General features: G+C 46.3%; 24 protein-coding genes. 10 read left to right on the forward strand and 14 right to left on the reverse strand.

The genetic code is table 11. The features are described 5' to 3' along the window. Nucleotides 1-39: 39 nt before the first annotated feature. Entirely contained in the window at nucleotides 40-909 is an 870-nt protein-coding gene (locus GWR56_RS09315; protein ID WP_162430832.1) for a sugar phosphate isomerase/epimerase, read from the forward strand. A gap of 109 nt (nucleotides 910-1,018) precedes the next feature. Here GWR56_RS09315 and GWR56_RS09320 read toward each other — a convergent pair whose 3' ends face one another. The 7 genes from GWR56_RS09320 to GWR56_RS09350 form a co-directional block, all read right to left on the reverse strand. Beyond that, nucleotides 1,019-1,795: a GLPGLI family protein gene (locus GWR56_RS09320; RefSeq protein ID WP_162430833.1), complete on the reverse strand. Its 777-nt coding sequence runs from the start codon at nucleotides 1,793-1,795 to the stop codon at nucleotides 1,019-1,021. Between the two features lie 31 nt (nucleotides 1,796-1,826). After that, nucleotides 1,827-4,637, reverse strand: a complete 2,811-nt coding sequence (locus GWR56_RS09325; protein ID WP_162430834.1) for an outer membrane beta-barrel family protein — start codon at nucleotides 4,635-4,637, stop codon at nucleotides 1,827-1,829. A gap of 110 nt (nucleotides 4,638-4,747) precedes the next feature. Beyond that, on the reverse strand, nucleotides 4,748-7,555 hold the full coding sequence (locus tag GWR56_RS09330; protein WP_162430835.1) for a S8 family peptidase: 2,808 nt from the start codon (nucleotides 7,553-7,555) through the stop codon (nucleotides 4,748-4,750). Between the two features lie 77 nt (nucleotides 7,556-7,632). Continuing rightward, the gene (locus GWR56_RS09335) at nucleotides 7,633-8,466 is read right to left on the reverse strand and encodes a M57 family metalloprotease (RefSeq protein WP_162430836.1); all 834 of its coding nucleotides are present in this window, start codon (nucleotides 8,464-8,466) and stop codon (nucleotides 7,633-7,635) included. Nucleotides 8,467-8,723: 257 nt separating this feature from the next. After that, the gene (rfbC, locus tag GWR56_RS09340; protein ID WP_162430837.1) at nucleotides 8,724-9,281 is read right to left on the reverse strand and encodes a dTDP-4-dehydrorhamnose 3,5-epimerase; all 558 of its coding nucleotides are present in this window, start codon (nucleotides 9,279-9,281) and stop codon (nucleotides 8,724-8,726) included. After that, a complete protein-coding gene (locus GWR56_RS09345; protein WP_162430838.1) occupies nucleotides 9,282-9,584 on the reverse strand; it encodes a DUF4286 family protein in 303 nt (100 codons plus the stop codon). A 131-nt stretch (nucleotides 9,585-9,715) separates the two neighbouring features. After that, nucleotides 9,716-11,527 carry a tetratricopeptide repeat protein gene (locus tag GWR56_RS09350; RefSeq protein ID WP_162430839.1) on the reverse strand — a complete coding sequence of 604 codons (1,812 nt, stop codon included), beginning with the start codon at nucleotides 11,525-11,527 and terminating at the stop codon, nucleotides 9,716-9,718. Between the two features lie 132 nt (nucleotides 11,528-11,659). Between GWR56_RS09350 and GWR56_RS09355 the strand changes: the two genes are divergently transcribed. Genes GWR56_RS09355 through GWR56_RS09365 form a run of 3 tightly spaced genes read left to right on the forward strand, consistent with a single transcriptional unit; the run spans nucleotide 11,660 to nucleotide 15,945 of the window. Further along, a complete protein-coding gene (locus GWR56_RS09355) occupies nucleotides 11,660-13,549 on the forward strand; it encodes a prolyl oligopeptidase family serine peptidase (RefSeq protein WP_162430840.1) in 1,890 nt (629 codons plus the stop codon). Between the two features lie 6 nt (nucleotides 13,550-13,555). Beyond that, on the forward strand, nucleotides 13,556-15,199 hold the full coding sequence (locus GWR56_RS09360; RefSeq protein ID WP_162430841.1) for a sensor histidine kinase KdpD: 1,644 nt from the start codon (nucleotides 13,556-13,558) through the stop codon (nucleotides 15,197-15,199). Nucleotides 15,200-15,258: 59 nt separating this feature from the next. After that, nucleotides 15,259-15,945, forward strand: a complete 687-nt coding sequence (locus GWR56_RS09365) for a response regulator transcription factor (RefSeq protein WP_162430842.1) — start codon at nucleotides 15,259-15,261, stop codon at nucleotides 15,943-15,945. A gap of 112 nt (nucleotides 15,946-16,057) precedes the next feature. Here the strand turns inward: GWR56_RS09365 and GWR56_RS09370 are convergent, their stop codons facing one another. The 6 genes from GWR56_RS09370 to GWR56_RS09395 all read right to left on the reverse strand — a co-directional run bounded on the left by GWR56_RS09370 (nucleotide 16,058) and on the right by GWR56_RS09395 (nucleotide 22,847). Further along, nucleotides 16,058-16,681, reverse strand: a complete 624-nt coding sequence (locus tag GWR56_RS09370; protein ID WP_162430843.1) for a bifunctional 2-polyprenyl-6-hydroxyphenol methylase/3-demethylubiquinol 3-O-methyltransferase UbiG — start codon at nucleotides 16,679-16,681, stop codon at nucleotides 16,058-16,060. After that, nucleotides 16,671-17,567, reverse strand: coding sequence for a UbiA family prenyltransferase (locus tag GWR56_RS09375; RefSeq protein WP_238395343.1), 897 nt, complete (start codon nucleotides 17,565-17,567; stop codon nucleotides 16,671-16,673). Before GWR56_RS09375 ends, GWR56_RS09370 begins: the two co-directional genes overlap by 11 nt. A 245-nt stretch (nucleotides 17,568-17,812) precedes the next feature. Next, the gene (locus tag GWR56_RS09380; RefSeq protein WP_162430844.1) at nucleotides 17,813-19,090 is read right to left on the reverse strand and encodes a metallophosphoesterase; all 1,278 of its coding nucleotides are present in this window, start codon (nucleotides 19,088-19,090) and stop codon (nucleotides 17,813-17,815) included. Nucleotides 19,091-19,109: 19 nt separating this feature from the next. Then, on the reverse strand, nucleotides 19,110-20,612 hold the full coding sequence (locus GWR56_RS09385; RefSeq protein WP_162430845.1) for a sigma 54-interacting transcriptional regulator: 1,503 nt from the start codon (nucleotides 20,610-20,612) through the stop codon (nucleotides 19,110-19,112). A gap of 89 nt (nucleotides 20,613-20,701) precedes the next feature. Further along, complete coding sequence (locus GWR56_RS09390) at nucleotides 20,702-21,802, reverse strand: VWA domain-containing protein (protein ID WP_162430846.1); 1,101 nt, start codon at nucleotides 21,800-21,802, stop codon at nucleotides 20,702-20,704. A 166-nt stretch (nucleotides 21,803-21,968) separates the two neighbouring features. Further along, nucleotides 21,969-22,847: a carbohydrate kinase gene (locus GWR56_RS09395; RefSeq protein ID WP_162430847.1), complete on the reverse strand. Its 879-nt coding sequence runs from the start codon at nucleotides 22,845-22,847 to the stop codon at nucleotides 21,969-21,971. 216 nt (nucleotides 22,848-23,063) lie between these two features. Between GWR56_RS09395 and GWR56_RS09400 the strand changes: the two genes are divergently transcribed. Further along, nucleotides 23,064-23,486 carry a DUF4440 domain-containing protein gene (locus tag GWR56_RS09400; protein ID WP_162430848.1) on the forward strand — a complete coding sequence of 141 codons (423 nt, stop codon included), beginning with the start codon at nucleotides 23,064-23,066 and terminating at the stop codon, nucleotides 23,484-23,486. 80 nt (nucleotides 23,487-23,566) lie between these two features. Here GWR56_RS09400 and infC read toward each other — a convergent pair whose 3' ends face one another. After that, nucleotides 23,567-23,827 carry a translation initiation factor IF-3 gene (infC, locus tag GWR56_RS09405; protein WP_162430849.1) on the reverse strand — a complete coding sequence of 87 codons (261 nt, stop codon included), beginning with the start codon at nucleotides 23,825-23,827 and terminating at the stop codon, nucleotides 23,567-23,569. Between the two features lie 129 nt (nucleotides 23,828-23,956). On the opposite strand from infC, the gene GWR56_RS09410 reads away from it, so the two are divergent. Genes GWR56_RS09410 through GWR56_RS09430 form a run of 5 tightly spaced genes read left to right on the forward strand, consistent with a single transcriptional unit; the run spans nucleotide 23,957 to nucleotide 26,324 of the window. Then, nucleotides 23,957-24,277, forward strand: a complete 321-nt coding sequence (locus GWR56_RS09410) for a helix-turn-helix transcriptional regulator (RefSeq protein ID WP_162430850.1) — start codon at nucleotides 23,957-23,959, stop codon at nucleotides 24,275-24,277. Between the two features lies 1 nt (nucleotide 24,278). Beyond that, a complete protein-coding gene (locus GWR56_RS09415) occupies nucleotides 24,279-24,755 on the forward strand; it encodes an SRPBCC domain-containing protein (RefSeq protein WP_162430851.1) in 477 nt (158 codons plus the stop codon). Then, nucleotides 24,752-25,135 (forward strand): DoxX family protein, encoded by a 384-nt coding sequence (locus GWR56_RS09420; protein WP_162430852.1) that lies wholly within the window; start codon nucleotides 24,752-24,754, stop codon nucleotides 25,133-25,135. The genes GWR56_RS09415 and GWR56_RS09420 overlap by 4 nt, the downstream gene beginning before the upstream one ends. A gap of 6 nt (nucleotides 25,136-25,141) precedes the next feature. Next, nucleotides 25,142-25,708 (forward strand): DUF4256 domain-containing protein, encoded by a 567-nt coding sequence (locus GWR56_RS09425; protein ID WP_162430853.1) that lies wholly within the window; start codon nucleotides 25,142-25,144, stop codon nucleotides 25,706-25,708. A 34-nt stretch (nucleotides 25,709-25,742) separates the two neighbouring features. After that, a complete protein-coding gene (locus GWR56_RS09430; protein WP_162430854.1) occupies nucleotides 25,743-26,324 on the forward strand; it encodes a YdeI family protein in 582 nt (193 codons plus the stop codon). The last annotated feature ends 9 nt before the right edge of the window (nucleotides 26,325-26,333 follow it).

Consider the following 26,333-nt stretch of genomic DNA (forward strand, 5'->3'; position numbering starts at 1 on the left):
AAATGACAATCGGTTTAAACCAATTAACCAACTAAAACCATGAACAGAAGAACCTTCCTCTATAATAGCGGCCTGTTAGCCGCGGCTGCGGCAACATCATCTGCAATAAGCTGCACCACCGCGCGGGCAAAACCCGCGCCCGGCATACAGCTTTACATGGTGAAAGAGGACATGGAGCGCGACCCTATTGGCACGCTAAAAAAACTGGGCGCTATGGGTTACACCCAGATAGAAAGCTACGGCAGTGATAAAGGCATATTTTGGGGAAAGACCAATACCGAGTTTAAAAAGATAGCATCGGGTTACGGGCTAAATTTGGTAAGCACCCATTACAACCCCTGCACCTTGCCGGAGTTTGACAAGCTGGCGGCAGATGCCGCGCAGATAGGCATGAAGTACCTGGTATGCCCCTGGCTGGGTCCGCAGAAATCGATAGAAACGTTTAAAACCTTCGCCGAGGATTTTAACCAGCGCGGCGCCATCTGCAAAAAGCATGGACTAAGGTTCGGCTACCACCCGCACGATTATCCTTACAAAGCTGTAGATGGTCAGCTGCCTATCGATGTACTCCTTGCCGGCACGGATCAGGACCTGGTCGACTTCCAGATGGATGTATACTATACCGTAACCGAGGGCGCCGACCCATACGCCTACATCACCAAACACAAAGGCCGCTTTAAGCTGGCCCACATGCGCGATGTGCTGAAGCAGCGCCTCCCCGCGGGCAGCCAGGAAGAGTCGGCATGCGACCTGGGCGAGGGCATTATCGACTTTAAAAAATTCATCCGTACCGGGCAGGACAACGGTATGCAGTACTTCTTTGTAGAGCAAAGCCGTTTCTTCCAAGAAACCCCGCTGCAAAGCGCGGAAAAGAACGCGGCGTATTTGAAGCGGTTGAGCCTCAGCTAAATCCTCTCCAAAGGAGAGGACTTTAAAATCTGAATAATAAAAAAGCCTGCCTTATCAGCAAGCTTTAAGCATTTCAGAACCCTCTCCTTTGGAGAGGGTTCGGTGAGGCCTACAAAAGGTAGATCTTAAAAAAGCGTTTACCGTATTCGCCCCAGCCTTCCATGGCTTTGGTGAGTGTGGCTTTCAATCCGCTGTAGGTTGTTGCCTTGCCTTTGGCGGGTACTTTTAACTGCGCATCGGCAACCGGCACATCGGTAACTTTGGTGGCAAACCAGGTAACGTTCTCGTGCGGCAGTGCCAGGCCGAGTATCATACCCGGCAGCCCGGTGAATGATTCAGGGCCGCCTGATACCGGGATCTCATCGCTGTAAAACGCCACCACATATATCGAATCCATTACCAGGGCATTTGCACGGCGACAGGTGTAGCCGGCAATATCGCGGGTTTCGTCGGTTATCTTCCAGGTGATCTTGCGGGCGGTATCCTTCACCAAAAAAGCCTCATCAAATACCTTTTTTGCGGTGGTGCTCAGGTTGGTGTTCAGGTCGGTGTATACGGTGTTTATTTGCTGTGCCAGGGGCATATCGCTAAACCAGCTGTTCGATGGCGGCGCATCGTCGGGCAGGGGCGCGTAAAGCGTGCGGTTGCCGCTAAAGCTAAGGGTGCTTTTCAGTACCTTAAACTGGGGGTTGTTCTTTTTGTATTGCTCAAAAGCAGGTGCGTACCAGCTTTCGTTGTCCTTGTTAATTACGGCTTTGATAACACCGTACATGTTCACCCTTTTTTCGTACTCGATGGTGCCCGCGGTAGTAAAGTGCGCGTTTTGGGCGAATGCCGCGCTGCTGCCGATAAGGCAAGTGAGTAGTAATATTAAATGCTTTTTCATCGCTTTATATTTTTTTGATATTATATCTTAACTATTTCTTTGCAGCGCCGCCGCCCATGCCGTTAAAATCCCACACTACCGATAGCATATAATACCTGCGGATGGTGGTGTACCTGTTCTCGGTAATTAAATTGCTTGATGCGCTGCGGGTAAAGCCCGAGTTTTGGTTCAGCAAGTCATTACCCCTTAATACCAGTTTAAGGTTTTCGGCCTTAAAGAACGATTTGGTAATGCTGGCGTTGATAATGGTTTGCTTAAAATCGTTATCGAACGATTGTGTAGCCGCGGTGTACTGGTACTGGCCATCGCTGCCTATCTCAATTTTGCCCGGCAGGTAAATGTTCATGTAATAGTCAGCGTTAAAGCCGCGGCCGTTGTTATTTCTGTCGGGCTGTAACGATGCCTGGCCAACAGTGTAGTTAGGGCCGGCGCTTACGTATATCGAGTATTTTTTCTCTTTATATTTCGACAGGCCTATCGCCGCCCTGTATGTGTTGGAGTTTGTTTTGTTAAGCTCGTTGTTTACCATGCTGTAATAAATGTTACCGCCGGTGTTGAACCTTGCATTAATGTTGAGACCTATAACGCCCAGTTTGCGGCTCATATCAATACCCAGGTTGTAGTTAGATTGCTTTTTGCCCGGCAGGTTAACCGATTGTATGGTGCTTTTGCCCACCGTAGGGTCGGTAACCACGTTGCTTACAATGGGGTTGGTTGTAAAGTTGTAATTACCGTTAAACCAGATGGATTGATCGCTGATAACCTTGTACATATTGTAATAACCATACAAGCCGTTGGTGAACGAAGGCTTAAGGTTAGGGTTACCCAAGGTAATGTTCAGCGGGTCGGTGTTTACACGGATGGGCTGTAACTGATCGAGCGTTGGCTGGGTTTGGTTACCATAGTACCCGATATTTAACGAACTATAGGTCGAGAATTTGTACGAGAAGTTTGCCTGGGGGCTCCAGTTGGTAAAATTACGCCTGCCCGAGTTACCGGTAATTTCGTCAACCTGTTTATAATCTACATTGGCTACACGCGTGCCAAAGCGCATGGTGCTTTTGCCTTTTTTATAGCTGAAGTTAACACCGCCCTGGTTTGATGTCTGGTTAAACACGTAGTGGTTGCTTAACGAATCATTCAACAGGTTGTAATTGCCCGGTGAAGATTGATCAAAGGATTTCCTGTCGGCATTGCTGTTATTTAAATTAAAGCCGTAATTAAACACCACCGATAAATATTTTGAGATCGGTTCGGTATAGGTAAGGTTTGTATTAAATCTTGACGTTTTGGTGTTGTCCGTCTTCTTTTGATCCACCACCTGGCTGCTGTCAAGCTGGCTTTGTTCGTTATAAAGGTCGAGCTGTGATTTTAAAAAACCGTTTGCCTTGCTTTGCGTCATCCCGGCCGATACGTTCAATGAAATGGTGCGGCCCGGTTTCTTTAATTTTTTGGTGTAAAGTGCCGATGCATTGAACAACTGCTGGTCTACTTCATTATTTAAAGTACGGTCGTTAGTGTTTATAAGCGAATTGTCTGTCCTGCGGCTGCTTGCTTTGTTTATGCTGTGGGTATCGCTGTTTTTTAGCGTACCATCAACAGATACCTTTAAGGTTGAGGTGGTATCCAGCTTAACCGAATAAGTAGCATCCAGCTTTTGCCTGAACATGGAATTGTTGAAGGTTTCGTCTGTAAGGCTGTTGATCACGTTTGTAGAATCGCCGGGCAGGTTTTGCTGCGATTTGTTGTTGCGCGTGCCATCAACTTCAAGCGAACCTATCTTGTAATTGGTGTTAAGGCTGTATTTATCGTTATTCCATTTATTATCGTAATGCACACCGCCGGTATTGGCTACCGGTATACCGCGGCCATCGTATTGGCCGTTGAACGAGTCGAGCCCGCCATCGTTGCCACCACCCATGAAGTAAATACCGCCATCGTCACTAAACTCCATGCCGCCGCCTGTGCCAAGCTTGTTATTATCATTCCAGCCTAAGCCTGTTTTACCGGTATTGCCAAAAGTGCCGTAAACCGAGAACTTCTTTTTCCCCTGGAATTTATTATAAAGGCCTTGCCCCTGGTAAAAGCCATCGGTACCAATACCGGCATCAATTTTACCAAAGTAGCCGTTCTTTTTATCCTCTTTTAATTTTATGTTGATGGTTTTCGTCTTCTCGCCATCATCAATACCCGTAAATGTAGCCTGGTCGCTTTTCTTATCGTATAGCTGCACCTTGTCAACCATATCGCCGCGTATGTTTTTGGTTACCAGTGTGGGGTCGTCGCCAAAAAACTCTTCGCCATCAACCAGTACCTTTTGCACGGTTTGGCCCTGTGCAGTAATTTTACCATCCTTATCAACCTGTATGCCAGGCAGTTGTTTCAGCAGGTCCTCTACCTTAGAGTTCGGCTGTATGGTATATGCCCCCGCGTTAAACTCTGTGGTATCGCCCTTGATCTTGATGGCGGCAACAGTACCTTTTATCAGCACCTCGTTAAGCAGCCTCGATTTAAGGTTCATGTTGATGGTGCCGAAATTAAAGGTGGTTTTGGCAGAGTCTAAACTAAAATGCTCTACATAATCGGCATAGCCCGGATAGGTAACCAGCAATATAAACTTGCCTTTGTTTAAACCGGTCATGCTGAACGAGCCGTTGGCCGCGGCGCGGGTAAACTTGCGTAGGGTAGAGTCTTTGGCGTTTAAAATACTGACTGATGTATTTACCAGTTTTACATTGCCGACGCTATCGATAGCTACGCCCTTAACCGAATAGGGATTTTGCGCAAGGGCAGAAAAGGAGCAGAGGAATATAAAAACCAGTGCTGTAATTGTGAACTTCATACTTAGGATTTATGAACAGCCAAGATATAACTAAAAACTTAGTAATAGAAGCGGAACATTTGTTAAAAAGTGTTAAATATGGCCCTTAGAGTATAACAGTCACACTATTGTTACGGAACCCTGATAATTTTAACGCTGTATATAGGTTTGCCTTTTTGGCTGATAACGCTTGTATATACCCCCGGGATAACATTTACCTGTAAGGTATTTTGCAAGCCATTAAAGGTTTTGGCGAAGGATAATTTACCCATAGCATCATAAAGCCTAAGGTCATAGTCGTTAGCCTCGCCGCTTAAAATGGTGAGTTGGGTTTTAAACGGATTGGGGTACACAGTAAATTGGCTGGGCTGTAACCAAATGGCGCTGGCCAGGTCAGACCCGGTGCTTGTGCCGTCGGCTGTGGTAAGCAGCACCCGGTAATAATTAATGCCCTTTTTTGGCGACCCGTCAATAAAAGTATAATCTAATACTGCAGCCGAAACATTGGTGGTGCCCAGGGTAAGGTACTGATCTTTACCCGTAAGCTTTTGCCATGTTATTGTTTTTAAATTAAGCGTGCTGCCTACCTGCAAGCTCAATTCAATTGTTTTATCATCTGTTACCCGGGCAAGCAGCGTGCGTATATAGCACCCAACTCCCTGGTTGGTAACATCAATGGTTAAACTTTTTACCCCCTCAAAACCATCGCCCTGCGCAGCCACGGCAAAGTAGTTTGATGATCGCTGCCCTGCGGGGATGATAACAGATGTATCGGTTGCCGTGGTTAATTTTTGCAGCAGGTTGTCTTTTATATTATAGATAATATAGCCGGTAGCCCCGAGCTGCGGGCTCCAGTGCAGTAAGGTGCCGTTGGCGCAATTATAGCCAACCTGCAGGCTTATAGGCTTTGATATCGTAAACTCCCTGCTAATGTGGTCCTGGTTGTTTATGCGCATTTTAAGCATGGCTTGCGTAAACAGGTTTGGTGTAGCCCATTGGTAATTATCAGCTTTTAACGTGACACTATTTGCCAGTGCTTTCCAGGTGGTGCCGTGGTCGTAGCTTACGCTTAAGCTACCGGTAGCGTTGCCATACGTGCTCTGCCAGCGCAGGTAATTATCCTCATCTGCCAAAAACTCATTGCTGCCTGATGGTTCCGTCCACTCAAATTGGTTTTTTAATTGGGTTTGATACGCCACATAAAATGCCTGCGGCCCCCGGGGCACCCTGCTGCCGTTGATGGTGATGGTATAAACGCCTGCCTGCGGATCTTGTAAGGTTACCTGCTCGGTATTGTTCAGCGTATCGCGCTGCCTTTTGGCGGGCGCTAACAGCGAGTCGGCAAGGGGAAAGGCGCTCAGCGACCAGGGCAGCAACGTGGTGCCGCCGGGTGTGGTAACGGTCAGGTCCAGGTTATTTATCAGCGCATAGGGGGCGTTCAACCCGGCGGGTGCGTCGTTCCAAACCAATGATACCTTTAGCAGGCTGCAATTTGCCGGGACGGTTATTTGGTAGCTGCTCTGGTCTTTATTTGCAACGCTGCCCGTTTTAAAACGCCCGTTGGTTATGGTCCTTATGGCCTCTAAGCCGTTTAGTTTGCCATAACCTGTTTTATAATCTACAGCAGGTGTACCAATATCGTCGGCGCTATTTATCAGTATAGCCTTTATTAAGGCCGATGAGGGTAAGGTGCTGTATTGTTTTTTATAAGCCTGTTGCAACAACGCTACCGCGCCGGTTGTTAAAGCCGCCGCGCCCGATGTGCCATCTTCGCCATCAGCAACCAGTTCGGGCTTAACACGGCCGTCGTAAGCAGGGCCTGCCGAGCTTAATGCTTCGGGCACGGAGGTGCGGCCGGTACCGCCAACTACAACAACGTTCTTTGCCTGCTTAAAGGTGCCCGAAAGGTTTGCCATATTAGCGATACCGATATACAAACCGGTGGATGGGGTAGTTGTGCCGATATTACCCGAGGAAAATACGTGGACGATCCCGTCATTCGCGTATACCTGCTGGTCGTAAGCTTCGGCTTCGATACCATAAAAATTTTCGATGCCGGTGCCGTACGAATGATTTTGGAGGCTGATATTGAATTTTTTAAAAACGGCGGTCGTATCAGGCGAAAGCCTCGAAAAATCTGATGAGGTAAATTTTACCGCCGGCGCCACCCCACGGCCCTTAACAAACGAATTGCCGTTGCCGCCTATCAGTGTGGCCATAATAGTGGCATGGCCGGAATTGTTTTCGGCAGGGATAACGGATGAAAACGAACGCCCAAGCAGGTCAAGGTCGTCCTCATCATAACGTTCTTCTTTCACGCTTACATTTATGCCGCTGCCATTTATGCCCGCAAAGTTATCCGGTATTGCCGACAAGTTGTTTGCGCCCAGGTCCAGGTCATCAATAACCAGCTCAGGGTGTGGCCTTCTGTCCAGCCCGGCAAAAACAATGTTGGTTTGTTGTAGCAGGGCCGGCAGTTGTTTCAGCTGTATTTTTATGGTAACCACTTTGCCGTTGGCCGATAGGATAGTGCCGTATTTTCTTACCTGGGTAAGGGCACTGTTGTTTCGGTCTTTCAGCACAAGGTTCACCACGTTTGTAGTATTAGGGTGGCTGGCATTTAAGCGCGCCAGGTTATCGTCGGCCTTCCATATCGCGTTTGCAGGGCTGGCGCTTAAAATATTGCCTGAGGGGGTGATAGCACTGCGGGATGAAGCGATGTAATAATTATATGATACCCTTTTTACAAGGTTAATATTTTTAAAATTTGACGGCTTTGCAAATTTGATCAGATAGTATTGCACGCTATCGGGCTGTAATGTCCCGGCTGCCGGCGCGGCGTACATTTGGGTTATCGACTGGTCGTCGGTTTTTTTTTGAGCATAAGATATATTGAAGCAGGCAAGAAAAAGAAAAAGGCAGACGATCTTTTTTGTCATATCAGCATACAAAATAAGGGGGAGTTGCTCAAACTCCCCCTCAAAGTAAAACTATTTAGTCGATCTTAAGTAATGGCTTAGTATAAATAGTTAAGCGCTATTTTATCGTTGGTGTTAAAAGTGCGGTCGCCGCCGTTAGAGCAGGCCAGCATCCACGAACCGGCATCGGCTGTAGATGGGGTGCCCGGAATAAGCACAGCGCCCACGTTCGAAGCACCTTCGTTTACTGCGCTGCCGCCGCAGCTGTATGCACGGTTAAAGTAATCGGTATGGCGGAAACCAATGCAATGGCCCATTTCGTGCTGTAATACCGATGTTAAGTAGTTAACATCAGGATTAGTACCGTATGCCTGCGCGTTGGTGTTCATCTGGATCTGGCTATAAGGGTTACCCTTTTTAGTTGGGAAGCCTGATGAACCTAAAGTAATGTAGCCACCGCTTGGGCCCTCGTTAAAGCCAACGATCTGGATCTGGCCGCCGCTGCTTACAAACTGGAACTTAAGCGTTAAGTTAAGCGCGTTGTAGCGTGCAATAGCATTTTGCGTGGCTGTACCATAAACAGCCGGCAGGTTAGATATCGATACAGTTACGGTGCGTGGCAGGTTTTTTACCAGGTTGGTAGTTCGGTACTGCTCAGTTTCAGCTATACGAACATTGGGGCTGGTGCTTGCCTCGGTAAAGTTCTCCTGTGTTAACAAAATGTCGCCTTCTACCAGGTAACCGTCCTTCACTTTCCTCACCTGATCGGTACTAAAGCCAAGGTCGGTAATGTTTTTTAATACAGCTGCAGATACGCCGTTTTGAGCAACCGGGGTTGCATCTGTGCTTTTGTTGTCTTTTGTACAGGCAAATAAAACGCTTGCGCCTAAAACCGCGGTAATACCGGTTTTAAATAATAATCTTGTTTTCATGTGTTTGAAAGTTGTTTAGTTTTAGATAAGTTTTAATTATAGATGTAGTTTAGCCGGCCAGCTATTTTTTGTATACGAAAGACATTTAAATAAGGTTTCATTTCAGTTAACAAAAAAATTACAATTTTCTTACAAAATAAATTTAAAGATGCGGCAAGCCCTTATATCGCAATTTAAAGCAATATTTAGCCGGCCTTGGCAGGATAGCAAGGTGAAATTTAATTATTAGGAAATGTCTGAATGACGGGTAAAACGGCTTAGAAATTAAAAGGGCTTTCAAAATCCTTAAAAGCGGGCTGCACCTGGTCTTTGGCAGATAACAGGGCGTCTTTTTCGGCAATACCCCAGCCTATAGCCAATTCCGGGTCGTTCCAGGCTACGCCAATTTCTGATGCTTTGTTGTAAAGGCCGCCGCTTACTTTATAAATAAAAACGGTATCGTTAACCAGCGTCAAAAAACCGTGTACACAGCCCGGCGGAACCCAAAGCTGTAGTTTGTTTTGGGCCGATAGTTCGTACGCTACATGACGGCCATACGTGGGCGATCCCTTACGGGCATCAACGGCTACATCTAAAACAGCGCCCTGCACCACCCTCACCAGTTTGCCCTGCGCGTGTGGTGGCGCCTGGGCATGCAGGCCCCGCACGGTGTTTTTTTGTGATAAGGACTGATTATCCTGTACAAAATCCGCATGTATCCCCGCTTCTTCAAAAGCCCGTTTGCTGTAGCTTTCAAAAAAGTAGCCCCTGTCGTCAGGAAAAACCCTTGGCTCAACAAGGAATACGCCGGGTATAATGGTTTCGGTAAGCGTCATTTAGTCAACCGTTTTCATTAAGGTATTGAACAGTACAAAACGCTCGTTAAATTGCTGCTGATGTAAATCCTGGAACTTAAATAAATGGGTGCGATAATACTCCTGGAACTGCTCTATAGTATCGGCATTAAATTGTATGCAGTAAGTGATGCCATCGTTAGGCGAATCGATAATGGTGAGCAACCGGTACGAGCTGAAGCAGCCTGTTGCCATAACGGCCGGTATATGCACATTTTTTATCCAGTCGAGCCACTCCTGTTCAACGGTTTCATCTAAAATTACGGTGTCGTTGTAAACTATCATGCGGTAAAAATACAACTTTGATTACACAGATTGGGATTGATTGCACCGATTTATGCGCCGTTACAGCGTATGCAAATGTTACAATTGCGCTTGCAGTTAACTAATCTCTGATCACAAAACTCTAATCTCTGTCAGCTCGCATCATTCTTGTCGCCCCTTAGCAGCCTGAACCTTTTGCGGGCATCGTTCAGCCAAAGGCTGCCTGGGTAATCAGTAATTATCTTTTGATAATAGGTTTTAGCAATGGCGGCGTCGTTCAACTTTGTTTCGTAGATATCACCCAGCATAAATACGGCATCATCGGCCCAAAGGTCATAGCTGTGGTTTTCGGCAATGTTCTTTAACAGCACTACCGCGTTGGGATAATTTTTTTGCTGTATCATGATACGGGCTTTCGCCATTAGTATATCCGCTTCAAGAGCGTTGCCCGGATATTTTTTATCAATACTATCCAGTGTAAGCAGGGCCTTTTCGGTCTGCCCGGCAAATATCAGCAGGTCGGCCCTGGCGTATATCTTCAGGGCGTTGCCGCTGCTGTCGGCGTTGAGGTTATCGGTTATCAATAACGACAGGTTAAGCGCATCGTTAGCTATAAGCTGCGTGGTGGCGGCCTTTAATATATCAAGCTGACGGCGCGCCCAGTTAAAGTCACCGGTATAATAGGCCATTTTGGCGTTCCGTAACATAGCATCCTGTGCTAAGGCGGTATTGGGGTTGTCTTTTTCTACCTGGCTGTATAACAGGGTGGCATCCCAGGGCTGGTTGTTTAACAGGTAAACATCTGCCAGGTCAAGCTTACAGGCGGCTACAAGGGCGGGCCTAACGCCGGGTATGGCGATGGCGCTCTCTAACAATGTTTGCGCATCTTTAAGCTTATGCAGCTTAAAAGCCTGCAGGTTGGCCAGCTTTTGCATGGCAAAAACGGTGCCCCGGTTGCGGCCTATCTCGTTCAGCAGGTCGTTATAATCTTTTTCGAGCCCCAGCAGGTCGGCCTGTACATACTGGCCCGATGTTACCTTTAAGTTTTTGGTGTTAATAAGCTCTATTTTAGCTGATATATAATTTTGGTCGGCCTTATTGCCCTGGCTTATAATGTATTCGTAGCCCCGTATGGCCGCGTCATAAGCTTCGGCAGCAACCAGCGTTCGGCAAAGCTCAAATATATCAGAGCCATCGCTGTTTTGCCGGCGGCTTAATGCCAACGCCTGGTTAATGGCCATATCATAGTCTTTTTGCTGTATAAACTGCCATATAAGCAGGTTGGTATAAACTACCTGCTGCGGGTCTTTCTGAATGCGCCTTAGCAGGGCGGTTTTCAGCATGTCGTAGTCCCCGGGCCCCTCATAAACGGCTGCCAACGTACCTTCGGCCTGGGTTACAAATACCGGGTTGGTGGGTAAAAAATTCAGGTACTCCTCAGTAAGCGCGGCTTTATCGCGTTTGTAACGATAAAGAGTTATCAGCTCAAAAGCAAAAGCGGCATCATTATGTAACAGTTTACGCCCCTGCAAAAATATCCTGATGGCATAATCGGTATTGGCGCTCTGGTAAAACTGCGATGCAATGGCCGATATGGCGCCTTGATCGGCAGGCATGTTTTTGATCAGGTTATCATATAGTTCATCTGCTTTAGCGGTGTTGCCCTGCTGCGTATAAATCGAGCCAAGCGCAATGGTATATTCGTTGTTGCCCGGGTATTTGCGTAACATTTTTTTGGTGATGCTTTCGGCTTCATCAAATTTTTTAAAGTTTACCAGGGTGTTAAAATATTGCTGGTAATAGGCTTCATTATCCTGTTTAAACAGCTTTTGATAAATATCAAGGGCCTTTTGCTCTTCGCCGTTGGCAGCGTATTGCCGCGCCAGCAACAGGTCGTTATTCTGGGCCAAAAGTTTTGTGACGCAAATAAGTGTCAGCAGCATAAATACATACAGTCGCTTCATTCTTTTTTTATATTTTAGCTTGCCGCGGATATATAATATGTAACGCGATGCACGGGTAAAATTGTAGTGACATAGCTATATAAATAACTTAATTAACTAATTTGACCTCTATTAACAATTAGGATCAATCAGATGCAGGGTCGTTTAAGATCATTTTTATTTATTGCCGTTACGCTGTTTATTTGTGCCTGTAACCGAAACGAGGTAAGGCAAATACCTGTCAGCTCTTTTTTTAAGACACCCCAAAGAACTTACTTTAAAATATCGCCCGATGGCAAATATATATCCTATTTAAAGCCTTATAAAGATAAACAAAATATATACATCCAATCGCTGGCAACGGGGGCCGAACAACGGGCCACAGGCTTTACCGACTATTCGGTACGCGATTATACCTGGACCTTTAATAACCAGATAGTGCTTACACAGGATATAATAGCGGTAGATGAGTTTAAGTTGTATACACTTGATATTGCCACGCTGAAAGTAAAAAAGCTGCTTAACCTGGAAAAAGCACGAATACGCATACTTAACCGTAACCGCCAGCAGCCCGATGTTATTACCGTTGCCATGAACAAGCGCGACCCCGTCAACTTTGATGTGTACCGCCTGAATGTAAAAACCGGCGAATTAAAGCCTTACCTGTTAAACCCGGGCAATATTACCAAATGGTACCCCGACGCAAACGGCAGCATCAGGCTGGTAAAGGTTTCTGACGGGGTTAACGAAAGCATACTTTACCGCGTTAACGATAAAAAACCATTTAAGCCCATCATTAAAAATAACTTTAACGATAGGGTAGAGCCCATTGCCTTTACCGGGGACAAGAATAACTTTTACGCCTTATCAAACGTTAACCGTGATAAAACCGCGCTGATAGAAATAAGCGCTGAAACCGGTAAGGAACAAAAAGTGGTTTATGCCAGCGATAAAGCCGATATACTGGATGTAAATTACTCGAGGGTAAAACGCCGCTTAGAACTTGTTAACTGGGAAGAGGCTAAACCGCAGAAGCACTTTTTAGATACCGATATCGAGAAGGTGTATAGAACTTTGGCCGGGAAGATAAGGGGCACCCAGATTGATATTGTTGACCGCGACAGCGCCGAAAATAAATTTGTAATAGTAAGCTCGGCCGATAAGAACCCCGGCTCGTACTACCTTTACGAACGCAGCAGCGATAAGCTGAGAAAGCTTGCCGATATAAACGCTGATATAAAGCCCGAAGAACTTTGCGATATGCAGCCGGTATCGTTCAAAGCGAGCGATGGCATGATCATAAACGGTTATTTAACCATCCCTAAAGGAAAAGAAAGAAGGAACCTGCCGGTAGTGGTTATGCCGCACGACGGAATTTGGGGACGGGATTCGTGGGGGTATGACTCAGAGGTGCAGTTTCTGGCCAATCGTGGCTATGCGGTGTTCCAGGTAAATTTCCGCGGTTCGGCCGGGTATGGTAAAGCGTTTCGCACCGCCGGGTTTAAACAGGTTGGCGGTAAAATACAGCAGGATATTACCGATGGTGTAAAATGGCTTATAGCCAATAAAATAGCCAATCCTAAAAAGATAGCCATCTTTGGTGGTAGTTTTGGTGGTTTCTCGGCCTTGTATGGGGTTTCGTTCCATCCCGAGTTGTATAACTGCGCCATTATAAAATACGGGCTAATCAATTTTTTTACCTATTTAAAGGATGCGCCGCCATTTTTTAAGCCTTACCTGAAAATGACCTACGAAATGGTTGGCAACCCCGAAACAGATGCCGATCAGCTAAGGGCTATATCCCCGGTTTTTCATACCGATAAAATAAAAAGCCCGCTGCTGATATTCCAGGGAGCTAAAGACCCCCGGGCAAATATCAGCGAGCTTAACCAGTTTGTGCGCGAACTTAAAAAGCGCAATGTACCGGTAACCTACAGGTTAAAAGAGAACGAGCGCGCCTACTTTAAAAGCGAGCATAACCGTATGGAAATGTACGCCGAGATAGAATCGTTCCTGAACACCAATATGCAGGTTAAACCCTAACCTGGTATGAAGGCGTCAAAGAATTTATACCGCAAAAATTTTACGCTGATAACAGCTTTCCTGGTACTGATAACCGTAAGCCTTGTTATTGCGGTTATTATATCGTACAACCTGACCACCAAATACGTAGAGAACGAGTTCGCGTCGAAAAAGATAGAGGTGCTTGATCAGACCATTAAGCCTTACAACGATTTTTTTCAGCTAAAAATACCCGAGATCACGTCTTACCAGGGCTTCCTGGATTCGGCATCCGCGGCAAATTACTCGGCCACCGTTTTTAAAAGCTACCCGTTTGTACGCCGGGTTTTGTTTTATGATATGCAGATAAGCAACCCGGTGTTGAAAACAAGCCTTACACCAAACCAGGGAATATCTGTAAAAGCCATTTATCAGTATAAACCTAAGCATGGCAACGTGAAGGGTATAAAAGACATGGCCTGGTCAAATACCGATGATTTTAAACAGATGGCCTTAAAGCTGAGCAACTTCATCAGCGTTGCTGATACCTCGAGGCTGCCTACACAGGACGAAATCTTCCGTACGTTTTACAATGTTACCCCCGATAAGATAAGTTACCTTAACATCCCCCGAAGGGAGGATATCAAAATATACCAGTCCTTGCTGAAGAACGGCAATGTAAAGGCCTTTTATAAACAAAATATGATGACTTTTTTGCTTGATGCCCACCAGCTAAAAGTAAAAAACACTCACCCCGAGCTGTATCAGCAGGTTACCATACAGCCCGTGGTTTACGACCCGCTTGATGTAGAAGGCGGCCGCAAAGTAACCGAAGCGGCGTTAACCGGCGCGTTCTCTAACTTCAAGCTCTATTTTGTATCAACGCAGGAACACCTGGAGCGCGAGATCGATCGCCGCTTTTTGCCCATTGGAGCCATTGTACTGCTTATTTATTTCTTTTTGGTGCTTATTAGCTGGCTGATATACCGTAACCTTAACGTTAACTTAAAGGTGTTTAAGCTGCAGTACGATTTTATAAACAACTTTACCCACGAATTTAAAACACCGGTGAGCGTTATAAAGATCGCGGGATCCAACCTTAAGGGCGATGCCGAACTTAGCGAACGCCAGCGCCGGCACTATGGCAAGATACTGGATGAAGAGGCCGATAAGCTGAACGAGCTGATGAACAAACTGTTATCGTTTACGCAACTGGAAAATAAATCGATAACCGTAAAACGCGAGGAGATAAACCTGCAGCAGTTTGTTAAAGGTTACATTGATACCTTTAAAATAAAATACCCTGATTTTAACCTCACCTTTAATATTGGAAAGGTTGATAAGTTTTATAGCGACCCCGTTTTGCTGGGCAGCGTTTTTCAAAACCTGATGGAGAACGCGTATAAATATTCGCACCCTGGTAAAAAAGAATTGTTTATAAACATTAAGCCCGAAAAACGCAATATTGTATTTTCTTTTGCAGATAAAGGTATAGGGATGGCACGCCGCGAACTTAGCGATGTGTTTAAAAAGTTTTACCGCATAGAGAATCAGTATAACCAAAACGGGAGCGTTGGTCTGGGCCTTGCTTTTTGTAAAGAACTGGTTAACTTTATGGGCGGCGAAATTAACGTTAACAGTAAGATAAACGAAGGTTCGACATTTACAGTTACGCTACCTTTAGAGATTTAGGGATAAATGTGCGAATTGCAGATTTTAGAGTTTTAGAGTTTAGGATTTAAGATTTTTAGATGAATAAGGAAATTAAAATAGCATTGGTTGAAGACGACGAAAACCTGCGGTTTTTGGTTGCGGAACGATTGCAAAGCGAAGGATACAAAGTGCTGGAAAGCGGCAACGGCGAAGAAGCCGAAGCAATGATACTGGAAGAGCAGCCTGATATTGTACTGCTTGACTGGATGCTGCCCGGAAAACAGGGCAGCGACGTATGCAGCAGCTTGCGCGAAAAGGGTTTCGGCAAACTGGTTATTATGATGACCGCCAAGGCACAGGATATTGATAAGATAGGCGCTTATAACTTTGGCGTTTCTGACTATATCACCAAGCCGTTTAATATGGATGTGCTGGTAGCTATGATCGACAGCAAGATAAAATTCTCGCTGAATAACGAGAAGACCGAATCGCACACGTTTGGTAATATGGAGCATCTGCCAAACACGCACCTGCTGATACGCGACGGCCGCAAAACCGAGCTGACCATTTTAGAGAACCGCATATTGCTGTATTTTTTGAAGAACAAAAACAAGGTGATAAACCGTGAGGAGCTGATGATGGAAGTTTGGGGCTACAACGCTGATGTAAACACCCGCACACTTGATATGCACATTGTGCGCCTGCGTAAAAAGATAGAGAATAACCCCGATTCGCCCACGTATCTGCAAACGGTTAGGGGTATAGGGTATAAGTTTGTTTATTAAAACTCCCTAATATGTCATTGCGGGGAGCGTAGCGACGCGGCAATTTCGTGGGCGTGCGAGTTGGCACCGGCTATGAGATTGCGACGTGATCGCTCGCAATGACGCGTGGAATTTACCCTGCCTTTTTATACACCCTACTTACCACAAAATCTCCGAAAAAACTTTTTCTATCTATCACCGCATAGCGGGAGATATTAAACTGTTTATCTACATCGGGTAATCGCCAGGATGGCACCCCGCATAATACTTTAAAAAATAGCAACATGCTTTTAAGCATAGCGTATTGCCACCACTTGCCCGTAAGCTGAAAATCGGCATATAGCCACAGTCCGCCGGTTTTTAATGTATTGTGCAGGTGTTTAAAAACACCGGGAAGGGTGGCATCGGTAAAGTTATCAAACAGGAAAGGGGTTATCACCACATCAAAATCTGCCGGCAAATTCGCCTGCTCTGCGGGCTTATTAATGTAAGTTACGGTATTTTGCCCGGTGTGTCTTTTTTGAGAAAGTGCCATCATTTTAGCTGATAGCTCTACATAACTGATGCTTAGGCCCGAGGGATGGAGTTTGGTTATCTCGTCCAATATCCAGCCGGTGCCGCCGCCGGCAATTAAAACTTTTGCATTTTTAGGGATGTGCGGTAAAAGCCATACCTGGGCGTTTATCAAAGCTTTGCCAAACACCAGCCGCGAAAGCTTGTCATAAAACGAGGCGGAGTTATCGTAATTAGCCGGCATAGCCATCGCCAAAAACAAGCCCGAACGCCATCATTACCACATATTGCAATATCAAAACCCCATCTAAATAAAAAAAATAGTAGTACTCGTCCCTTTCCCATTTGGATTTGAATATCAGCCAGCCCATCAAAACAGCGGTGGTGGCCAGCGCCCAAAAATCCAGGTTAGGGCCATTGTTCCTGAACATAAAAAGCAGCACGATGTACCCTGCAAGCAGAAACTGGCAAAACAGGTAAGCATTTTTTTCGCCCCAGGCCACAGGGATGGTTTTTAGGCCCGCCTGGCGGTCGCTAAAAAGGTCGCGGATATCAAAGGGGATGGTTAACGCCGCTATGATCAAAAAGCGTTTCGCTATCAGGATGGTAATATCCCGGGTAGAGATATCTGCCAGGTGAAGGTCCTGAGCTTCCAGAACGGGCAGCAGGACGCAACTCATGGTCCATACCAGTGTAATGAGGAAGGTTTTTAAGCCGGGGATGTTGCGCAGGCCAAATTTTTGTTCGCCAACGCTAAACAACGGCAGGCTGTAACAAAAAGATAGCAGGGAAAGAAATACCAGTAATATGCGCGACTCCATCGACAGCAAAAAAAACAGCGGGATAAGCGACAGCAGCGAGATCATGGTAAAACTGACCATTAACCTGTAGTGCGAAAAAAACCAGCGTACCCGCTTGTATGGCGACTGCTGCGGGTGCTTGGGCTTGCTGAGTAATATGCTGAAATTGTAGATGCCTAAAGTTGATGTAAACAACAGCCCCACCACGGTGTAAACCGGTTTAGAATCGATAAGACGAAAGGTTACCAATGCCTGTGCCACCGCGCATAACGACATGAAGATGTTGCTGAAAAGCAAAAAATCAAACGCGCTTTGTACGGCTTTTTTCATTGGTTTGCTAAAGTACAGCAATAGCGATAAAAAGTAAACAATTATTTTATTGTTGGCCACACCGCAGTAGCTCAGCTCCAGCCGTGTGACCGTTATTACAAGGCCTCGGGCCGCCGATTATAACACTGCGGCGTTACGCCGCTTAATAGTCATCACTCGGCCGGAGCCGAGCGATTGCATATGCCGCCGATCATAACACCGCTGCGTGCGCCGCTTAACCAGGAGCAGAGGCGAGCGATTGCATGTTATACAATCTTTAATCCGGGGTCTTCACCCGCCTTTAACGTAAATATGGTTATCTCGGGCAATACGCCAACCCGGCCTTTAAAACCGGCAAAGCCGTACCCAACGTTCACATATATCTGCTGGTGTTTTTCGCGGTACAGGCCCGCCCACTCGGAGTATACGTATTCGATAGGGCTCCATTGAAATTCTTTTGTGCGGATACCAAATTGCAAACCGTGCGTATGGCCGGCAAACACCGCGTCTATCTGTGGATATTTAGGTATCACCTCGGCCCGCCAGTGCGATGGGTCGTGAGAAAGGAGCAGCTTAACCGGCAGGTCATCCGTATTAACCACTGCTTTTTCCATTTTGCCATATTTTGGGAAACGGCTCATTTCGCCCCAGTTGCCTATACCTAAGATGCCAATTTCTTCGCCATCTACCTTTAAGCGGCGGTTTTCGTCTATCAGTATATCCCAGCCCATATTTTTATGAGTGGTAATAATATCCGCGTTGTTTTTTTGTTTTGCGGCAAGCGATGGCCAGGTGCCATAATCGCCATAATCATGATTACCTAAAATTGAGTAAACGCCCAGCGGCGCTTTTACTTTGGCAAAAATATCCTGGTAGTCCCTCATCTCCCAGGCTGCACCGTTCACCAGGTCGCCGGTAAAAAAGGTAACGTCGGGCTTTTCACGCTGCAGCATATCTACCCCGCCCTTTACCGCTGTTTTATTGTAAAACCCGCCAGAGTGGATGTCGGATATCTGCCCCACCTTCAGCCCATCAAAAGCCTTGGGTAAATTGTGCAGGTAAAGGTCAACGTACCGTACGTGATAATCATAGCAGCCCTTGCTCATACTTAGCCTGATGGCTACCAGCGGAACCACACCCGATAGCAGCCCTGCCTTCATCAAGAACTCCGATCGGGGAATGCTGTCGGCTTTATTTTCTACTATGGGTGCCTCTTTAACGTACTGCTTGTTTTTTCTGAATAGATGAACAATGCCTCTGCGGATGTCATCAATAAAAATAAAACATATAAAACTTACTTTAAAGATAAACACCAGTGCATAACCAAAAAGCAACCCCGCCCTTTTGCCCGCGTTTAGCGGGGAATATACCCCTATAAGCAGGATGGTAATCAACAGCGCGGCGCTTAACCAATACAATACCAAAAACCACCGTTTATGCGGGAACACTCTTTTTTTAAAAGCCGCCCGTAGCCCTTTTAATATGTAAAAGTCGGCTGCTAACAGTCCAATAATGAACAATATGGTAAAAAAAGGCCCCTGCATGTATGCTTATAATGGTTGGTTAGTAGCGGTCATCAAGGTCAAGGTCATCGTCGTCGGGCTCTAAGTTGAACAAGCTGTTAAACATATCCGAAAATGCGAAGCCGTTATCCAGGAAACCTTTGTTCAATTGCGAAAACTCGGCCAGGCCATGCAAAATAAACTCCATTAGCAGCAACGTTTGATTCTCGCTTAGTTTGGGGTGGAATTTTTTAACCACATCCTTTAAACCGGGTACCGCGTTAAGGGCTTTTTTGTAATCGGCCAGGGGCAGGTCATCAACCAGCGAGAGGGTGTTGCCATCGCCAAACCAGTTGATGATCTCGGCATATACGTTTGGCGTTTTGGATTTTTTAGACTTTTCAGGGTCGGGGAAAAACTGTAGCAGCAACGTTTTCACGGCCTTGCCGATAAGAATGTTGGCTACTTTACCGGGGCCTTCCAGTTCGCCTTCGTACACCAACTCAATCTTGCCTGTGATGGCCGGAATAACGCCCAAAAAATCGGAGATGCGCACAAATGTGCTTTTCTCATTATTGATGAGCATACGGCGCTCGGCATTACTGATCAGGTTTTCGTAGGAGGATATGGTTAACCTTGCTGATACCCCCGATTTTTTGTCGATATACTCCGAGTTACGGGCCTCAAAGGCAATTTGTTCTATCAGGTCCTTCACCAGGCCGTCGGCCTCTATACTGGCGCGCTGCTCTTGCGTAAGCAAGGCTTCCTGCTGGGTTATCTTGCGCGATATTTCAACCGTGCGCGGGTAATGCGTTAATATCTGGCTTTCTATACGGTCTTTTAAAGGCGTAACAATAGAGCCGCGGTTGGTGTAATCTTCGGGATTGGCGGTAAATACAAACTGGATATCCAAAGGCAGGCGCAGTTTAAACCCACGGATCTGTATATCGCGCTCCTGCAAAATGTTAAACAGCGATACCTGGATGCGTGCCTGCAGATCGGGCAGTTCGTTTATTACAAAAATGCCCCGGTGCGCACGGGGGATCAGCCCAAAGTGAATAACCCGCTCGTCAGAGTAGGTCAGTTTCATGGTAGCGGCCTTTATCGGGTCCACATCACCAATCAGGTCGGCAACGGTAACATCGGGCGTAGCCAGTTTTTCGGTGTAGCGCTCGCTGCGGTGTATCCAGCCTATGGGCGTATCGTCGCCATTCCTTTCTACGGTGCTATGGCCAAACCAGCTGATGGGTGCCAGCGGGTCGTCGAACAATTCAGACCCTTCTATGTAGGGCACATACTCGTCCAGCAGGTTTACAAGCAGGCGGGCAATACGTGTTTTGGCCTGCCCGCGCAGGCCAAGCAACAGTATGTTATGGCGCGAAAGGATAGCGGTTTGCAGATCGGGTATTACAGTATCTTCAAAACCAATAATGCCTTCAAAACCGCCCTCTTTTTTTTGAAGTTGTTTAATGAGGTTATCTCTCAACTCATCTTTAACCGACCGGCTTTTATAGCCCGATTTCTTAAGCTCGCCAAGGGTTTTTATATCTAAATTCTTGTTCATGTTTCTTAATTTGAAAATTTGATGATCTGAAAATTTGAAGATGTGTGAATATGGCTAATTTCAAATTAACTCATTTTCAAATCATCAAATTACTTCACGTTTTTCCTTCTATTGCGGGCGTAGTCCTCAAAAATATATTCGCCCAGGTTATTTAGCGAGCTGTAGAACGCTTTGCCACCGTTGGTTTCGGTAAATTTACGAACGAATTGCTGCAGGTATGGGTCTTTAGCGATCATGAACGTGGTGATAGGTATCTTTAGCCTTTTGCACTGCGCGGCCATGTTCAGCGTTTTGTTTACCACTTTTCTATCAAGCCCTATGCTGTTTTTGTAATACCGGGTGCCTTCCTTTAAGCAGGTGGGCTTACCGTCGGTTATCATAAATATCTGCTTGTTGTGCGTTTTACGGCGGCGCAGCATATCGGTAGCCAGTTCAAGCCCCGCGTAAGTATTGGTATGGTAGGGGCCAACCTGTAAGTAAGGCAGGTCCTGCAGGGTAATTGGCCATGCATCGTTGCCAAAAACTACAATGTCCAGCGTGTCCTTAGGGTATTTTGTGCGGATAAGCTCGGCCAGCGCCATGGCTACTTTTTTGGCGGGGGTTATCCTGTCTTCGCCGTAAAGTATCATAGAGTGCGATATATCTATCATCAGCACAGTACTGGTAAGGGTTTTATAGTCCATTTCCTCCACTTCCAGGTCGCGCTCGGTCATCATAAAATCGCCGCCTATGCCGTGGTTAACCTGGGCGTTCTGGATAGACTGCGTCATGTCAATCTGGTCCAGGCTGTCGCCAAACTCAAACTCGCGGCGTTCGGCATTTTTTTCATCGCCCTGCCCGCTTTGCGGCGAACGGTGGTTACCCTTACCCGATTTTTTCAGCTTACCGAAGATCTCTTCCAAAGCCGATTGACGGATGCTTTGCTCCGTTTTGGCCGTAATGTTAAAGCCGCCGTTCTGGTTATCATCAGTCAGGTAGCCTTTTTGCTTAAGTTCGTCAATAAAATCGCCCATGCCGTACTCGTCATTGGTGATGTTGTATTGCTTATCCAGTTCGTTAAGCCATGCCAGGGCCTCACCGGCATCGCCTGCGGTGTAGTTCAATAACTCCAGGAATAACTTTAGTAATTCATCAAATCCGCCCTTAGGGATCTGGTTTGGTTTAAACTGTGAAAATCCAAAACCACGCATATTTTACCCTTTCTTGAGTATAAAGTAACGGATAATTTGATTTAAAAGTTTGAAAACACGCCAATTAAACGCAATTGTTAATTAAGCATGACAAATTGATAAGCAGATGTGCAATTGTATGCAGCCCTGTTAAACGCACGCTTTGGCCCTGCCGGGTGCTATAGCGTTAACTTTTACGGATGCGGCTTATTTCGTCCTGGTTATAAACCGGGTTTGCACCGCGCTGGCTGGTTACAAATGCGCCGATAGCACAGGCGTTTAACAGCAGCCGGGGTATTGGGTTATTAGCCATAATACCGGCAATAAAAGTAGCCAGGAAGGCATCGCCGGCACCCACGGTGTCGGCAACATCCACACTAAAGCCCGGATGTTCAAAAAACTCGTAATCGTGCCAGATAATGGCCCCGTTCTCGCCACGCGTTACGCAAATAGTTTTGGTATGATACTTATTCCTGAACTCTGTGATCTTTCCTTTCAGATCGCCGTTGCTGCCGCCAATCAGCAGGTCGGCCTCTTCCTCGTTCATTTTAATAACGTCTGCGCGTGCCGCCAGGGTTTCGATGGTTTCCAGTGTATAATGCGGGTGGCGCAGGTTTACGTCAAATATTTTTATAGCGTCGGTTTCATCAAGCAGGTTTAGCAAGGTATCGTGTGTTGTTTTTTCGCGGCAGGCCAGGCTGCCAAAAACGATGGTTGATGAACGCTTAGCCGCATCTTTAAGGTTGTTGTCAAGGTGGATATTATCCCAGGAAACAGGCTGCGGTATAATATAGGTGGCCTGGCTTTTAGCGTCAAGCTCTACCGTTACCTCGCAGGTGGGCAGGGCGTTATCGCGCTGGATAAGGTCAGAGTATAAGCCGTTGTTTTTTAGGAAATCGACCAGTTCATCGCCCGATGCGTCGCTGCCAACACGGCTGGCAAATTTTACGTCGATATGCTGCTGCACCAGGTGCCTTGCTACGTTCATTGGCGCCCCGCCGGCTTTTTTTTCATCGCCAAAGGCATCCCATAAAACTTCCCCAAAGCATAAAACCCTGTTCTTCATATATAACGAATAGTGTGGTGGCAAAGCTAAAAAAGGATTTTGGTAAACATTTACAATTTTTAAATAAACCGGCAGCCAATTTGTTAACAATTGTTTAACAATGTTTTTACTCACATTGTCATGCTCAGCACCGGGCAGCATCTCTTCTGCGTTCGTAACTGGATGATAGATACCCGGCTATCGTCAGGATCACAAAGTTTGTTTTATATTTATGCTATGAAAAAGCCTATCCTCTGCCTCCTGCTGCTTGTTACTACCTGCTTTGCCCTGAAAGCGCAGGACAAACAAGCTATCATCGCTGTATTAAACACCCAGCAAGCCGCCTGGAACAAAGGCGATATTGAGGGTTTTATGCAGGGATACTGGAAGTCGGATTCGCTGATGTTCATTGGCAAGCGCGGGCCAACTTACGGCTGGCAGCAAACAATGGATAACTACAAAAAGGGCTACCCCGATAGAGCGGCTATGGGTAAGCTCACCTTCAGGATTGATAAGGTGGAAATATTGGGCAGCCGCGACGCCTTTGTAATGGGCGCCTGGAGCCTTGCCCGCGAAAAGGACACACCGGGAGGCTACTTTACCTTATGGTTCCGCAAAATAAACGGCGAGTGGAAGGTGATTTGCGATCATACCTCTTGAGATTTGAGATGTTAGATCTGAGATCTGAGACATTTTGCTTCGCATTGCGCTCGTCTGCGAGGAGTGCAGGTTTAAAGATATTATCCCGCATTCGGCGTTAACACCATATATATTACCCTTCCCTCTCGCACTGTCGATGAGCCGGGCTTTATACGGTCTTTAAGGTCGGCTGCAAAGCTGCGCAGTAGTTCTTCGCCGCGTTCGGGGTTGATAACTTCCCTGCCCCTGAACATTACGGTCACCTTTATTTCATCGCCCCGCTCCAGGAAGCGAATAAGGTGACTCAGCTTTTCCTGGTACTCTACAGCGTCTATGCCTGGCCGCACTTTCATTTCTCTCATTTTGTTTCGGTTTATGGTTGGATGTTAAAGGCTATAGTACAGCAAGGTACTTAAAGGCCGAACAAAAATTGAAAATAAATTTGCGTAGTTAAATAGCTACATATATATTTGTAGTCAAATAACTACACGATGAATTTAAGAAGAGATGTATTCCAGGCCATAGCCGACCCTACCCGCAGGGCCATACTGCTGCTGGTAGCTACTCAATCTATGACGGCCGGGGTTATAGCGGCTAACTTTGATACTGCCCGGCCAACGGTTTCAAAGCACCTGCAAATACTTACCGAGTGCGAATTGCTTAAACAGGAGCAGAACGGCCGCGAGATCTATTATCATATCAACGCAAAGGGAATGAAAGACGTAGCAGATTTTATTGAGCCGTTCCGCAAAATGTGGGACGACAGGTTTAACGCTTTAGAAGCTATCATGAAAAATTATAAAGCCAAATAACATGGAATTGAAAACAAAAATTACTGCCGAAGAAGGCAGGCAGGACCTGCTGATAAGCCGTGAATTTGACCTGCCGGTAGAACTGCTTTTTAAGGCGTTTACCGAAGCCGAACTGGTTGAGCAATGGATGGGCACCAAAGTGCTTAAACTGGAAAGCAAAAGGCACGGCAGCTGGCAGTTTGAAACAAGCGACGCTAAAGGCAACGTGGTGTTTAAGGCTGATGGCACCATTCACGAGTTTAGCCCCAACTGCAAGATAACCCGCACATTTGAAATGGCCAACGCCCCGTTTGGCGTACAGTTGGAACTGCTGAATTTTGAAAAGCTTACCGACGCTACCAGCAGGATAAATATGCATGTGATATACGAATCGAACGACCAGCGAGACCAGATGCTGAAGCTACCTTTTGCACAGGGCATAAATATGGCGCATAATCGCTTACAGGATGTTGCAGGCAAACTAAAAACAATAGGATGAAAAAGAGAAACTTAATTGTTTATTGGATAACAACCGCGTTGGTGGCCATTGGTATGTTTGGAAGCGGCATGGCGCAAATTATGCAAACCAAACAAATGACAGACCTGATAGCGCCCCTGGGTTACCCGGCATATTTACTTTACATTATTGGTACCTGGAAGGTTCTTGGGGCAATAACCATTGCAGCACCACGGCTGCCGCTGGTAAAAGAGTGGGCGTATGCTGGTTTGTTTTTTGTGATGACGGGTGCGTTTATGTCGCACCTGCTAAGCGGCGACTACAACATAAAGGCATTGGCAGGGCCATTGTTCCAAACCGTTTTTATTATCTTGTCGTGGTATTTCAGGCCTGCAGGCAGGAAACTTGCATCCATAAATTAATAAAATATGAGCAGCAACAAAAATGCGTTGGCAGCGCATGAAGCGGTGGATCTGTTAAAGATTTTGCAGGGCCGTTTTGAAAAAAACATGAAACGCCACGCCGGTATGGAGTGGGCTGATGTACAAGCCCGGCTGGAAGCCAGCCCTGGGAAGCTATGGTCGCTTAACGAAATGGAAATTACCGGGGGCGAACCGGATGTAGTTGGTATTGATAAGCAAACAGGCGAATATGTTTTTTATGATTGCTCGGCCGAGAGCCCCAAAGGCCGCCGAAGCCTTTGCTATGACCGCGAAGCGCTTGATAAGCGAAAGGAATTTAAGCCGGCCAATACCGTTGTTGATGTAGCCTGCGCCATGGGTATTGAGGTGCTAACAGAAGACCAGTACCGTTACTTGCAAACTTTTGGTGGTTTTGACGCTAAAACATCCAGCTGGTTAAAAACGCCCGACAGTATCCGCAAACTGGGCGGCGCCATTTTTGGCGATTTTAGATATAATACAGTGTTTGTATCGCACAACGGCGCTGACTCATACTACGCCGCCAGGGGGTTTCGCGGTATGCTAAAGGTTTAAATATTAAGGTGCTGTTACCACTAAAGAGAAGGAATTGAACACAAAAGTTGATTTTTATTTTGATAAGGCCAAAAAATGGCAGGATGAAGTTAGGGCGCTCAGGGCTATATTGCTTAGCTGCGGGCTTACCGAAGAGTTGAAATGGGGATGCCCTTGTTATACCCACCAGGGCGCTAACGTTGTTTTGATACATGATTTTAAAGAATACTGCGCCCTGCTATTTTTTAAGGGGGCGTTGCTGAGCGATACCCATGCTATATTGGTACAGCAAACCAAAAATGTACAGTCGGCCCGGCAAATGCGATTTGCGCATGCTGACGAAGTAACTGAACTGGCAGCTGTTATAAAAGCTTACGTATTTGAGGCTATTGAGGTTGAGAAGGCTGGGCTAAAAGTGGAGCTCAAAAAAACGGAAGAATTTGCCATGACTTACGAGTTTCAACACAAATTAGATCACATCCCCGCGTTGAAAACCGCTTTTGAAGCATTAACGCCCGGACGGCAACGGGCCTACCTGCTGCACTTTTCGGCACCTAAGCAATCTAAAACGCGCGAGGCAAGGATAGAAAAATGGATGCCGCAGATACTTAATGGCAAGGGGTTGCAGGACCAATAGCTTAGCCAA

Origin of the sequence: Mucilaginibacter sp. 14171R-50, assembly GCF_010093045.1 — a bacterium.
In the GTDB taxonomy this organism is placed as follows: domain Bacteria; phylum Bacteroidota; class Bacteroidia; order Sphingobacteriales; family Sphingobacteriaceae; genus Mucilaginibacter.

Excerpts from the sequence above, each read along its gene's own strand:
- GWR56_RS09315 (WP_162430832.1), top strand. The coding sequence starts at position 40 with ATGAACAGAAGAACCTTCCTCTATAATAGCGGCCTGTTAGCCGCGGCT.
- GWR56_RS09320 (WP_162430833.1), bottom strand. The coding sequence starts at position 1,795 with ATGAAAAAGCATTTAATATTACTACTCACTTGCCTTATCGGCAGCAGC.
- GWR56_RS09325 (WP_162430834.1), bottom strand. The coding sequence starts at position 4,637 with ATGAAGTTCACAATTACAGCACTGGTTTTTATATTCCTCTGCTCCTTT.
- GWR56_RS09330 (WP_162430835.1), bottom strand. The coding sequence starts at position 7,555 with ATGACAAAAAAGATCGTCTGCCTTTTTCTTTTTCTTGCCTGCTTCAAT.
- GWR56_RS09335 (WP_162430836.1), bottom strand. The coding sequence starts at position 8,466 with ATGAAAACAAGATTATTATTTAAAACCGGTATTACCGCGGTTTTAGGC.
- rfbC (WP_162430837.1), bottom strand. The coding sequence starts at position 9,281 with ATGACGCTTACCGAAACCATTATACCCGGCGTATTCCTTGTTGAGCCA.
- GWR56_RS09345 (WP_162430838.1), bottom strand. The coding sequence starts at position 9,584 with ATGATAGTTTACAACGACACCGTAATTTTAGATGAAACCGTTGAACAG.
- GWR56_RS09350 (WP_162430839.1), bottom strand. The coding sequence starts at position 11,527 with ATGAAGCGACTGTATGTATTTATGCTGCTGACACTTATTTGCGTCACA.
- GWR56_RS09355 (WP_162430840.1), top strand. The coding sequence starts at position 11,660 with ATGCAGGGTCGTTTAAGATCATTTTTATTTATTGCCGTTACGCTGTTT.
- GWR56_RS09360 (WP_162430841.1), top strand. The coding sequence starts at position 13,556 with ATGAAGGCGTCAAAGAATTTATACCGCAAAAATTTTACGCTGATAACA.
- GWR56_RS09365 (WP_162430842.1), top strand. The coding sequence starts at position 15,259 with ATGAATAAGGAAATTAAAATAGCATTGGTTGAAGACGACGAAAACCTG.
- GWR56_RS09370 (WP_162430843.1), bottom strand. The coding sequence starts at position 16,681 with ATGCCGGCTAATTACGATAACTCCGCCTCGTTTTATGACAAGCTTTCG.
- GWR56_RS09375 (WP_238395343.1), bottom strand. The coding sequence starts at position 17,567 with ATGAAAAAAGCCGTACAAAGCGCGTTTGATTTTTTGCTTTTCAGCAAC.
- GWR56_RS09380 (WP_162430844.1), bottom strand. The coding sequence starts at position 19,090 with ATGCAGGGGCCTTTTTTTACCATATTGTTCATTATTGGACTGTTAGCA.
- GWR56_RS09385 (WP_162430845.1), bottom strand. The coding sequence starts at position 20,612 with ATGAACAAGAATTTAGATATAAAAACCCTTGGCGAGCTTAAGAAATCG.
- GWR56_RS09390 (WP_162430846.1), bottom strand. The coding sequence starts at position 21,802 with ATGCGTGGTTTTGGATTTTCACAGTTTAAACCAAACCAGATCCCTAAG.
- GWR56_RS09395 (WP_162430847.1), bottom strand. The coding sequence starts at position 22,847 with ATGAAGAACAGGGTTTTATGCTTTGGGGAAGTTTTATGGGATGCCTTT.
- GWR56_RS09400 (WP_162430848.1), top strand. The coding sequence starts at position 23,064 with ATGAAAAAGCCTATCCTCTGCCTCCTGCTGCTTGTTACTACCTGCTTT.
- infC (WP_162430849.1), bottom strand. The coding sequence starts at position 23,827 with ATGAGAGAAATGAAAGTGCGGCCAGGCATAGACGCTGTAGAGTACCAG.
- GWR56_RS09410 (WP_162430850.1), top strand. The coding sequence starts at position 23,957 with ATGAATTTAAGAAGAGATGTATTCCAGGCCATAGCCGACCCTACCCGC.
- GWR56_RS09415 (WP_162430851.1), top strand. The coding sequence starts at position 24,279 with ATGGAATTGAAAACAAAAATTACTGCCGAAGAAGGCAGGCAGGACCTG.
- GWR56_RS09420 (WP_162430852.1), top strand. The coding sequence starts at position 24,752 with ATGAAAAAGAGAAACTTAATTGTTTATTGGATAACAACCGCGTTGGTG.
- GWR56_RS09425 (WP_162430853.1), top strand. The coding sequence starts at position 25,142 with ATGAGCAGCAACAAAAATGCGTTGGCAGCGCATGAAGCGGTGGATCTG.